At 65.4% G+C, this 11,291-nt stretch carries 11 protein-coding genes; 10 read left to right on the plus strand and 1 reads right to left on the minus strand.

The window, feature by feature from the left end; translation table 11 throughout:
• Positions 1-914 (minus strand): acetyl-CoA carboxylase biotin carboxylase subunit (locus BEK68_RS02860; protein ID WP_139111337.1); only part of this gene is annotated, 914 nt, incomplete at its 3' end.
• A gap of 922 nt (positions 915-1,836) precedes the next feature.
• On the opposite strand from BEK68_RS02860, the gene BEK68_RS02865 reads away from it, so the two are divergent.
• The 10 genes from BEK68_RS02865 to bioB all read left to right on the plus strand — a co-directional run bounded on the left by BEK68_RS02865 (position 1,837) and on the right by bioB (position 11,242).
• Complete coding sequence (locus BEK68_RS02865) at positions 1,837-3,018, plus strand: acetyl-CoA C-acetyltransferase (protein WP_004633697.1); 1,182 nt, start codon at positions 1,837-1,839, stop codon at positions 3,016-3,018.
• 9 nt (positions 3,019-3,027) lie between these two features.
• Positions 3,028-3,741 (plus strand): SDR family oxidoreductase, encoded by a 714-nt coding sequence (locus BEK68_RS02870; RefSeq protein WP_009239253.1) that lies wholly within the window; start codon positions 3,028-3,030, stop codon positions 3,739-3,741.
• Positions 3,742-3,751: 10 nt separating this feature from the next.
• Positions 3,752-4,882 carry an acyl-CoA dehydrogenase family protein gene (locus BEK68_RS02875; RefSeq protein WP_004633692.1) on the plus strand — a complete coding sequence of 377 codons (1,131 nt, stop codon included), beginning with the start codon at positions 3,752-3,754 and terminating at the stop codon, positions 4,880-4,882.
• A 41-nt stretch (positions 4,883-4,923) separates the two neighbouring features.
• The gene (locus BEK68_RS02880; RefSeq protein WP_004633691.1) at positions 4,924-5,529 is read left to right on the plus strand and encodes a 2-hydroxychromene-2-carboxylate isomerase; all 606 of its coding nucleotides are present in this window, start codon (positions 4,924-4,926) and stop codon (positions 5,527-5,529) included.
• 63 nt (positions 5,530-5,592) lie between these two features.
• Positions 5,593-6,282: an HAD family hydrolase gene (locus BEK68_RS02885; protein WP_004633689.1), complete on the plus strand. Its 690-nt coding sequence runs from the start codon at positions 5,593-5,595 to the stop codon at positions 6,280-6,282.
• On the plus strand, positions 6,282-6,722 hold the full coding sequence (locus tag BEK68_RS02890) for a YchJ family protein (RefSeq protein WP_009239254.1): 441 nt from the start codon (positions 6,282-6,284) through the stop codon (positions 6,720-6,722). Before BEK68_RS02885 ends, BEK68_RS02890 begins: the two co-directional genes overlap by 1 nt.
• Positions 6,723-6,750: 28 nt before the next feature.
• On the plus strand, positions 6,751-8,358 hold the full coding sequence (locus tag BEK68_RS02895) for a carboxyl transferase domain-containing protein (RefSeq protein ID WP_009239255.1): 1,608 nt from the start codon (positions 6,751-6,753) through the stop codon (positions 8,356-8,358).
• Positions 8,359-8,389: 31 nt separating this feature from the next.
• Positions 8,390-9,328 carry a dienelactone hydrolase family protein gene (locus BEK68_RS02900; RefSeq protein WP_004633684.1) on the plus strand — a complete coding sequence of 313 codons (939 nt, stop codon included), beginning with the start codon at positions 8,390-8,392 and terminating at the stop codon, positions 9,326-9,328.
• Positions 9,325-10,119 carry an enoyl-CoA hydratase/isomerase family protein gene (locus BEK68_RS02905; protein WP_009239256.1) on the plus strand — a complete coding sequence of 265 codons (795 nt, stop codon included), beginning with the start codon at positions 9,325-9,327 and terminating at the stop codon, positions 10,117-10,119. The genes BEK68_RS02900 and BEK68_RS02905 overlap by 4 nt, the downstream gene beginning before the upstream one ends.
• Before the next feature lie 43 nt (positions 10,120-10,162).
• On the plus strand, positions 10,163-11,242 hold the full coding sequence (bioB, locus tag BEK68_RS02910) for a biotin synthase BioB (protein ID WP_004633679.1): 1,080 nt from the start codon (positions 10,163-10,165) through the stop codon (positions 11,240-11,242).
• Positions 11,243-11,291: the final 49 nt, after the last annotated feature.

Below are 11,291 nucleotides of genomic sequence, written 5' to 3' on the forward strand. Positions count from 1 at the left end.
CCCGTGATCATTTCGGTCACGGGGTGCTCGACCTGCAGGCGCGTGTTCATCTCCATGAAGTAGAACGTGCCGTCTTCGTCGACGATGAACTCGACCGTGCCGGCGCCCACGTAGCCCACGGCGCGCGCGGCCGCCACGGCCGCTTCGCCCATCGCGCGGCGGCGGTCCAGCGTCATGCCCGGGGCGGGGGCTTCTTCCAGCACCTTCTGGTGGCGGCGCTGCACAGAGCAGTCGCGCTCGAACAGATAGACAGCGTCGCCGAAGCTGTCGGCAAACACCTGGATTTCAATGTGGCGCGGACGCGTGAGGTACTTCTCGATCAGTACGCGGTCGTCACCGAAGCTGGAAGACGCCTCGCGCTTGACGGAAGCCAGCGAGGCTTCGAACGCATCGCCTGACTCCACCACGCGCATGCCCTTGCCCCCGCCGCCGGCGCTGGCCTTGATGAGCACGGGGTAGCCGATGCGATCGGCTTGCGTGCGCAGGAAGGCCGCGTCCTGGTTGTCGCCGTGGTAGCCGGGCACGAGCGGCACGCCCGCCGTTTCCATCAGCGCCTTGGCCGCGCTCTTGCTGCCCATCGCTTCGATGGCCGAGGCCGGCGGGCCGACGAAGATGATGCCGGCGTCTGCGCAGGCTTTTGCGAAAGCTTCGTTCTCTGAGAGGAAGCCGTAGCCGGGATGGACGGCTTGCGCGCCCGTGGCGCGTGCGGCTTCGAGGATGCGATCAGCGCGGAGGTAGCTGTCGCGGGCGGCGGGCTCACCGATGTGGATGGCTTCGTCGCAGGCCGCGACGTGGCGGGCGTTGGCGTCGGCATCGGAGTAGACCGCGACCGTGCGGATGCCGAGCTTGCGGCAGGTGGCGGCGACCCGGCAGGCGATTTCGCCTCGGTTGGCGATGAGGAGCTTGGTGATCATGGTGTTGTTACGTCTCCTTGTTTGTTTTTTTGCACTTGTGGTGCATCCCTTGTTTCGTCCCCTGCCGGGCACGACCTACTTTTCTTTGTCTTGCCAAAGAAAAGTAGGCAAAAGAAAGGCGCGCCCGAGATGGCGACCCATCCCTTGAATTTTCGTAACCGGGCGGAGACGGGAAAAACTCGCTGCGCTCAAACAGTTTCCCGTCTTGTTTCCGCCCGCTTACGAAAATTCAAGGCGCCATCAAGGGCAGGAACGTCAACGGCCAAACCGTTGGTGTGCATGCTCTGTCAGGCCCTTGCTTGTTGCTTGTTGCTTGTTGCTTGTTGCTGTGTTGCTGTATTGCCGTTTGCTTCGCTCCGCGTCTTGCCGCGTACCCACCACTGCGTTTGCACTGCGATGGTGGGGCCGTTGATGCCCTAGATGGCGCCTTGAATTTCTGTTGCAGGGAGGAAAAGGGAAGGAGCCAAACTCGCTGCGCTCAGACAAGGCTCCTTCCTTTTTCCTCCCCGCAACAAAAATCCCAAGGCGCCATCTAGGGCAAGGGAAAAGCAAACCGTCGAACACGAAGCGAGCCACCAAGGCTCGCTTTTTCGTTTGCACCGGCATACCGAGTGTTTGGCCATTCCTGCCCTAGATGGCGCCTTCAATTTTTGTAAGCGGGCGGAAAAAAGGCGGGGAACTGTCTGAGCGCAGCGAGTTTTCCCCGTCTCCGCCCGGTTACACAAATTCAAGGAGGGGGTCGCCATCTCGGGCGCGCCTTTCTTTGCTTACTTTCTTTGGCAAGACAAAGAAAGTGAGTCGCCCCCGGCAGGGGACGAAACGGAGATGGACCAACAAGGCCCACCCAAAAAGCAAGAGACACACAACCCCTGCACCAAAAGTGCAGAACATGTCCCAAGCACAGTTCCAGGAGATTGCAGCAATGTCCGACCGAATCGTCATCGCCTCCGCCGCCCGTACCCCGATGGGCGCCTTCCAGGGCGAACTCGCCAGCCTCACCGCTCCGCAACTCGGCGCCGCTGCCATTCGCGCGGCGGTCGAACGTGCGGGCTTGAAACCGGAACAGATCGAAGAAGTCATCATGGGCTGTGTTCTGCCTGCGGGCCAGGGGCAGGCACCGGCACGCCAGGCCGCATTGGGCGCGGGCCTGCCGCTGTCGGTCGGCTGCACCACGGTCAACAAGATGTGCGGTTCGGGCATGCGCGCGGCCATGAACGCGTATGACGCACTGCTCGCGGGTTCGGTCGACGTGGTGGTCGCGGGCGGCATGGAAAGCATGACGAATGCGCCGTACCTGATCCCGAAAGGCCGCGGCGGTTATCGCATCGGCCACGGCATGATCTACGACCACATGATGCTGGACGGCCTGGAAGACGCATACGACAAGGGCCGCGCCATGGGCACCTTCGGCGAGGACTGCGCCGAGAAGTACGGCTTCACGCGCGAAGCCCAGGACCACTTCGCGATGACGTCCGTGCGCCGCGCGCAGGAGGCCACCGAATCCGGCGCATTCCGCTGGGAAATCACGCCCGTTACCGTGTCGAGCAAAGCGGGCGACACCGTCATCGACACCGATGAAGGCCCGCGCCGCATCAAGGTCGACAAGATTCCCTCGCTCAAGCCCGCGTTCAAGAAAGACGGCACGGTGACGGCCGCGTCGTCTTCGTCGATCAACGATGGGGCGGCTGCGCTGGTGATGATGCGCGAGTCGACTGCCAAGCAACTCGGCATCACGCCGCTGGCGGTGATGCTGGGCCACACCACGCACGCACAGGCACCGGGCTGGTTCACGACGGCGCCGGTCACAGCCATCGACAAGCTGTTCAAGAAGCTCGACTGGAACTCGGGGAACGTCGACCTGTTCGAGATCAACGAGGCGTTTGCCGTGGTGCCGATGGCCGCGATGCACGACCTGCACATCCCGCACGAGAAGGTGAACGTGAACGGCGGCGCATGCGCGCTGGGCCATCCGATCGGCGCATCCGGCGCGCGCGTGATCGCGACGCTGCTGGGCGCGCTGCAACACCGTGGCGGCAAGCGCGGTGTGGCCAGCCTGTGCATCGGCGGCGGTGAAGCCACGGCCGTCGGCATCGAACTCTACTAAGGCACGCGCATGACGAACGCAACGTCCCGCCGCACGCGCACCGCGCTCATCCTGGGCGCGTCGCGCGGCATCGGCCTGGAAACGGTCAAGCAGTATCGCGCGGATGGCTGGCGCGTGATTGCCACCGTGCGCACGCAAGAAGCAGCGCACGCACTGCAGGCATTGGGCGCTGAAACGCATGTGCTGGACCTGACCGACGCCAACGCCGTCGCCGGCCTCGCGTGGAAGCTCGACGGCGAAGCGCTGGACGTGGCGATCTACGTGGCGGGCATCTACGGCCCGCGCACGCAGGGTGCCACGCCCGTCAGCCAGGCCGACTTTGATGCCGTGATGCACACCAACGTGTGGGCCCCGATGGGCGTGCTGCCCGCCGTGCTGCCGATGGTGGAAGCCGGACGCAATGGTGCGGACGAGCCTGGCGGCGTGCTCGCCGTCATCTCCAGCCGCATGGGCAGCATCGGCGACATGGCGGGCAACGGCGGCTGGCTGTATCGCGCGAGCAAGGCGGCGGTGAATGCCGTATTGCGCGGGGTGTCGATCGACGCCAAGAACGCCACGTGCCTGACGTTCCACCCCGGTTGGGTACAGACCGACATGGGCGGCGCGGACGCGGCCATCACGCCGCAGGAGAGTGTGGCTGGCATCCGCCGCGTGATCGCCGGCGCCACGCGCGCCGACAACGGCGGGTTCCGCAACTACGACGGCAGCGTCATTGAATGGTGAGGCCGGAACGATGCTGCTGACCCAAGAGCAAGAGATGATTCGCGACGCCATCCGCACCTTCGTGCGCGAGGCGATCGCGCCGCATGCAGCCGCGTGGGACCGCGATGCGACGTTCCCGAAAGACGTGCACCGCCAACTCGGCGAGCTTGGGGCCTATGGCGTGGCCGTGCCGGAAGAACTCGGCGGGGCTGGGCTCGACTACCTGTCGCTGGCGCTGATCCTGGAAGAAATTGCTGCCGGCGACGGCGGTACCTCCACCGTCATCAGCGTGAACAACTGCCCTGTGTGCAGCATGCTGATGGCGTTTGCGAACGACGCGCAGAAGCAGCAGTGGCTTGTGCCGCTGGCGCGCGGCGAGATGCTCGGCGCGTTCTGCCTGACCGAGCCGCATGTCGGCTCCGATGCATCGGCGCTGCGCACCACGGCCGTGCGGGATGGCGACCACTGGGTCCTCAACGGCGTGAAGCAGTTCATCACCAGCGGCAAGCATGCCGACGTGGCGATCGTCATGGCCGTGACCGACAAGACCGCAGGCAAGCGCGGCATCAGCGCGTTCCTGGTGCCGACCAACACACCGGGCTACATCGTCGCGCGGCTCGAAGACAAGCTTGGCCAGCATTCGTCCGACACGGCGCAGATCGTGTTCGAAGACTGCCGCATCCCCGCCGATTGCCTGCTGGGCGAAGAAGGCGCGGGCTACAAGATGGCGCTGTCCGGGCTGGAAGGCGGGCGCATCGGCATTGCCGCGCAGAGCGTGGGCATGGCGCGTGCGGCCTTTGAAGCCGCGCTGGCATACGCCAAGGAGCGCGAAAGCTTTGGCCAGCCGCTGTTTGCGCACCAGGCCGTGCAGTTTCGGCTGGCAGAGATGGCGACGCGCGTGGATGTGGCGCGGCAGATGGTCTGGCATGCCGCCAGCCTGAAAGACGCCGGGCTGCCGTGCCTGAAAGAGGCGGCCATGGCCAAGCTCAACGCCAGCGAGATGGCCGAGCGCGTGTGCTCCGATGCCATCCAGGTCTTTGGCGGTTACGGCTATGTCAGCGACTTCCCGGTGGAGCGCATCTACCGCGACGTGCGCGTGTGCCAGATCTACGAAGGCACGAGCGATATCCAGAAAATCTTGATCGCCCGCGCGCTGGCGTAGGCAGTTTTGGGAAAGGCGCAGCACAACAAGGGGAGCACACCATGAACGGGGCCATCGATTTCTACTTCGACTTCTCGTCGCCGTACGGCTACTTCGCCAGCACGCGCGTGGAGGAGCTCGCCCAGCGGTACAACCGGGCGACGGCATGGCACCCGATCCTGCTGGGGGTCGTCTTCAAGACCACCGGCGGCTCCCCGCTGCCTCAGGTGCCGCTCAAGGGCGATTACGCGTGGCGCGATTTCGAGCGTACCGCGCGCTTCAACGGCATTGAGTACCGCAAGCCGACGCACTTCCCGCTGCCCACGCAATACGCCGCGCGGGCCACGCTGTGGGTGCATGACCATCACGGCGGGGACCGCGCGATCGACTTCGCACGGGCCGTCTACCGCGCACTGTTCGTTGACGACATCAACATCGGTGAGCCGACCGAGGTCATGAAGATTGCCGACGCGATGGGCATCGACGGCGCCGCACTCAACGCCGGCGCAAGCAGCCAGCAGATCAAGGACCAGCTCAAGGCCGAGATCGACCTGGCGATGTCGCGCGGCGTGTTCGGCTCGCCCTACGTGATCGTCGACGGCGAGGCGTTCTGGGGCTTCGACCGCTTTGACCAGATTGAAGCGTTGCTGCGCGACGGACGGATATAAGGCCACATCCACAACGGCGGCAGATGCACGAACCGCCGCCAACGAACCAACAACGAAGAGCGCATGACTGCAGTGACCTCCTCTGTTTCGAACCACCCGCGCTTTGACGCGATCCTCTTCGATTGCGACGGCGTGCTGGTCGACAGCGAACCCATCGTCAACCGTTTGATCTGGGAGATGCTGATCGAGCTTGGCATCGACATCAGCCTGGAAGATTCCATCCAGCGTTTCCTCGGCAAGGCCATCCGCGAAGAGCTGGATGCGATTGCCGAGATGCGCGGCGCACCGCTGCCGCCGAACTGGTTGTCCACCTTCCAGGCGCGACGCAACGTGCTGCTCGAAGCCGAAGTGGAAGCCGTGCCGCATATCGGGCACGCCATCGATGTGCTCTCCAGGCTCGGCCTGCCGATGGCCGTGGCTTCCGGAGCGGACCGCATGAAGGTGGAGCTGCAACTCAACCGCACCGGTCTGATCGAGCATTTCCAGCCGACGGACGTACGCATCTTTTCGGCCACCGAAGTCGCGCGCAGCAAGCCCGCGCCCGACGTGTATCTGCTCGCCGCCAGCAGCCTCGGGGTATCGCCCTCGCGCTGCCTGGTGATCGAAGACAGCCCCACGGGCGTTACCGCCGGGCACGCAGCCGGCATGACGGTGCTGGCGTACGCGGGCCGCAATGCACCAGGCCCGCTGATTGCCGCCGGCGCCACACGCACGTTCACCGATATGCGCGAACTGCCGGAGTTGCTGGCCTGATGCCTGCTGCACAAACCCAGCCCATCGGCCCGGCCGACGCGTGCCCCTGCGGCAACGGCGCCTATGCGCGTTGCTGCGGCCCGTTCCACGCGGGCGAGGCCGTGGCGGCTACGGCTGAGCAGCTCATGCGCTCGCGCTACAGCGCTTATGTGCTGGGCGACACGGCCTACCTGCGGCGCACGTGGCATCCGTCCACCTGCCCTGTCGACCTGGAAACCAGCGAAGCAGACGCCGCCGCCACGCGCTGGCTCGGCCTGGACGTCAGGCGCCACACGCCGCAAGACGCCACGCACGCGACGGTGGAATTCGTCGCACGCTACAAGGTGGGCGGCCGCGCGCATCGCCTGCACGAAACCAGCCGCTTCGTCCGCCTGGACGCAAGCGGCGCCGAATCCGCCGAAGGCCGTTGGCTGTACGTCGACGGCACCTTCCCTGACTGAACCGCACCGACCTTCCCGCACTGCTGCCATGCCGACGCTAGAGACCAAGCTGAACCCCCGCGCTGAAGACTTCAAGGCCAACGCCGATGCCATGCGCGCACTCGTCGCCGACTTGCGCGACAAGGTTGCGCGCATCGCCCAGGGCGGCGGTGACGACGCCCGTGCCAAACACCTCGCCCGCGGCAAGTTGCTGCCGCGCGACCGCGTGCAGCAACTGCTCGATCCTGGCACGCCGTTCCTGGAGTTCTCGCAACTGGCGGCGTATGGCATGTACGACAACGCCGCGCCCGGCGCCGGCATCATCACCGGTATCGGCCGCATCTCGGGGCAGGAATGCGTGATCGTCTGCAACGACGCCACGGTCAAGGGCGGCACCTACTACCCGATGACCGTGAAGAAGCACCTGCGCGCGCAGGAGATCGCCGAGCAGAACCACCTGCCCTGCGTCTATCTGGTCGATTCCGGCGGCGCCAACCTGCCGAACCAGGACGACGTGTTCCCCGATCGAGATCACTTCGGTCGCATCTTCTACAACCAGGCCAACCTGTCATCGAAGGGCATTCCACAGATCGCGGTGGTGATGGGCTCGTGCACGGCGGGCGGCGCGTATGTGCCGGCCATGAGTGATGAGTCGATCATCGTCAAGGAACAGGGGACGATCTTCCTGGCAGGCCCGCCGCTGGTGAAGGCCGCGACCGGCGAAGTGGTGAGCGCCGAAGACCTCGGTGGCGCCGATGTGCACACGCGGCTGTCGGGCGTGGCGGATTACTTCGCCAACAACGATTCGCACGCGTTGGCGCAAGCCCGCAGCATCGTCGCGCACCTGAACCGCCGCAAGCCGGAGCAGGTGCAGATTCATGCGCCCGTCGAGCCGCGCTTTCCCGCAGAAGAACTCTACGGCGTGATCCCGACCGACACGCGCAAGCCGTTCGACGTGCGCGAGGTCATCGCCCGCATCGTCGACGATTCCGCCTTCGATGAATTCAAGGCGCGCTACGGCACGACGCTGGTCTGCGGCTTTGCGCGCATCTGGGGTTACCCGGTCGGCATCATCGCCAACAACGGCATTCTTTTTTCAGAGGCGGCACTCAAGGGCGCGCACTTCATCGAGCTGTGCTGTCAGCGCAAGATCCCGCTGGTGTTCCTGCAGAACATCACCGGCTTCATGGTGGGCCGCAAGTACGAAAACGAAGGCATCGCCAAGAACGGCGCGAAAATGGTGACGGCCGTGGCAACGGCGCAGGTGCCCAAGTTCACGGTCATCATCGGCGGCTCGTTCGGCGCGGGCAATTACGGCATGTGCGGCCGGGCGTATTCGCCGCGCTTCCTGTGGATGTGGCCGAACGCGCGCATCTCTGTGATGGGCGGCGAACAGGCCGCAAGCGTGCTCGCCACCGTGCGCCGCGACGGCATCGAAGCCAAGGGCGGCCAGTGGAGCGCCGATGAAGAGGCCGCGTTCAAGGCGCCGATCCGCGACCAATATGAGCGCCAGGGCCATCCGTACTACGCCAGCGCACGCCTGTGGGACGACGGCGTGATCGACCCCGCCGACACGCGCAGCGTGCTGGGCCTCGGCCTGTCGGCGAGCCTGAACGCGCCCATTGGCGACATGAACTTCGGCGTGTTCCGCATGTAAGCGGGCCGTCAATCGAACAGGAATATTTGCAGTGAACAGCAACACCGCGCGAACGTGGCGCAGCGCCTTGGCAGCCGTTGGCTGCGCGCTGCTGCTTGCGGCCGCGCATGCGAGCGAAACCGCTCAGTCCGGCATCAGCGAGATCATCGTGGAGGTGCCCAAGTCTGCGGGCATCTTCACCCTCAAGCTGGAGACGACCGTCTACAAGCCGGCCGGCGACGGCCCTTTTCCGCTCATCGTGCTCAATCACGGCAAGGCGCGCGGCAAGGCGGCATTCCAAGCGCGTGCCCGTTACAGCGAGCAGGCTGCGGCGCTGGTCGCGCGCGGCTACGTAGTGGCCATCCCGATGCGGCAGGGGTTCGCCAAATCCGGCGGCGCGTATATCGGCAGCGGTTGCAACGTGGAAGCCAACGGCATCATCCAGGCCGAAGACGTGGTGGCCACGCTCGACTACATGACCGCGCAGCCGTACGTGGACCGCAACCGCATCGTCGTCATGGGCCAGTCGCACGGCGGCCTAACCACGCTGGCCTTCGGTACCATCGCCTACCCGGGCGTGCGCGGGCTGGTGAACTTTGCCGGCGGCCTGCGCAACGACACCTGCGTCGATTGGGAAGGCAACCTAGTGCGCGCGTTCGAGACGTACGGCCGCCAGTCGCGCTATCCGTCGCTCTGGTTCTACGGCGACAACGACAGCTACTGGCCCAAGCCGATGCCCGACAGGATGTTCGCGGCCTACACGAGTGCGGGCGGAAAAGGCCGGCTGGTGGATTTCGGCACCTTCAAGAGCGACTCGCACGGCATGTTCGCAAGCCACGCGGGGTTGGGCATCTGGCTGCCGCAGGTCGACGCCTTCCTGCGCGAACTTGGCTTGCCCGCCGGCCCGGTGCAAGCGGTGGCACCAGGCAGCAACGCTGAAGCATCCGGCGCAGACGACCCCAAGTCCGACACCAACAAGGACCCCGAATGAACACTTTCGAGACCCTCGCCTTCGCACAGAACGGCGCCGTCGCCACGCTCACGCTGAACCGGCCCGACGTGCGCAACGCCTTCAACGAGACCGTCATCGCCGAGCTGACCGGCGCGTTCCGCGCGCTGGCCGATGAGCCGGGCGTGCGCGCCATCGTCCTGACGGGCAACGGCCCGGCCTTCTGCGCGGGTGCCGACCTGAACTGGATGAAGAAGATGGCCGGCTACTCCGATGACGAGAACCGCGCCGACGCCCTGCGCCTGGCCGAGATGCTGCGCGCCATCTACACCTGCCCCAAGCCTGTGATCGCGCGCGTGCAGGGCGACACGTATGCCGGCGGCGTCGGCCTGGTCGCCGCGTGCGACATCGTCGTTGCCGTGGACACGGCCAACTTCTGCCTGTCGGAAGCGAAGCTCGGCTTGATCCCGGCCACCATCAGCCCGTACGTGATTCGCGCCCTGGGCGAGCAGGCGTCGCGCCGCTACTTCATCACCGCAGAACGCTTTTCCGCTGCCGAAGCGCATCGCCTCGGCCTCGTGCATGAGCTGGTGAGCGCAGACGCCCTCGACGCCAAGGTGGCCGACATCACCGCCGCGCTCGTCGCCAACAGCCCGAACGCGGTGCGCGAGAGCAAGCGCCTGGTGCGTGAAGTCTCTGGCGCCGCCGTCAACGACGCCTTGCTGGCGGATACCGCTGAGCGCATCGCCGCCATCCGCGCCTCGGAAGAAGGCCGCGAAGGCGTGCAAAGTTTTCTGGGCAAGCGCAAGCCGAACTGGCTGCTGCCGGCCTGATCCGCACAACAACGAAACCACGCATCACTCGAAGGAAGTCCTCATGCAATCCACTCCGCTCAACTTCGTTCCAAACGCTGCCAAGGCGCCCGTCACGCCCGGCCAGGCGCCCGACGCACGCTGGAGCCGCGAAGCCATCGAAGCACTGTTCGCGCTGCCGTTCAACGACCTGCTGTTCCAGGCGCAGCAGGTGCACCGCGCCAACTTTGACGCGAACGCGGTGCAGCTATCGACGCTGCTGTCGATCAAGACCGGCGGCTGCCCGGAAGATTGCTCGTACTGCCCGCAATCGGCGCGCTACGACACGGGTGTCGAGGCTGAAAAGCTGATGCCGATCGACGCCGTGCTGGAAGCCGCATCGCGCGCCAAGCAAAACGGCGCAAGCCGCTTCTGCATGGGCGCCGCGTGGCGCAACCCCAAGCCGCATCAGCTCGATGCCGTGGCCGACATGGTGCGCGGCGTGAAGGCGATGGGGCTGGAGACCTGCGTGACGCTCGGCATGCTCAAGCAGGAACAGGCCGCGCAGTTGAAGGAAGCGGGCCTGGACTACTACAACCACAACCTCGACACCGCGCCCGAGTTCTACGGCGAGATCATCACCACGCGCACGTATCAGGACCGGCTCGACACGCTCGAGCACGTGCGTGACGCCGGCATCAACGTGTGCTGCGGCGGCATCGTCGGGCTGGGGGAATCGGTGCACGAGCGTGCGGGTCTGATCGCCGAACTGGCGAACATGGAGCCGTATCCGGACTCGGTGCCCATCAACAACCTGGTGAAGGTGGAAGGCACGCCGCTGGCGGGCAACGAAGAACTGGACCCGTTTGATTTCGTGCGCACGATTGCCGTGGCGCGGATCACGATGCCCAAGGCGATGGTGCGGCTCTCCGCTGGCCGCGAGGCGATGGACGATGCCTTGCAGGCGCTGTGCTTCATGGCGGGCGCCAACTCGATCTTCTATGGCGAGAAGCTGCTGACGACGGATAACCCGGAGGCGGATGCGGATCGGAAGCTGCTGGCGCGGTTGGGGATGCGGGTGGAGGTGCAGGATCACATGCACCATGAATCGCATGTGGGGGCGCAGTCTTCGCATTGCCATATCGACATTACGCCCGCGGACTGATGCTTTGTTGTGGGGGTGGGTCTTGGTTTCTTGTTGGTGGTCTGCCTCC

Origin of the sequence: Ralstonia pickettii (genome assembly GCF_001699815.1) — a bacterium.
Lineage (GTDB): Bacteria > Pseudomonadota > Gammaproteobacteria > Burkholderiales > Burkholderiaceae > Ralstonia > Ralstonia thomasii.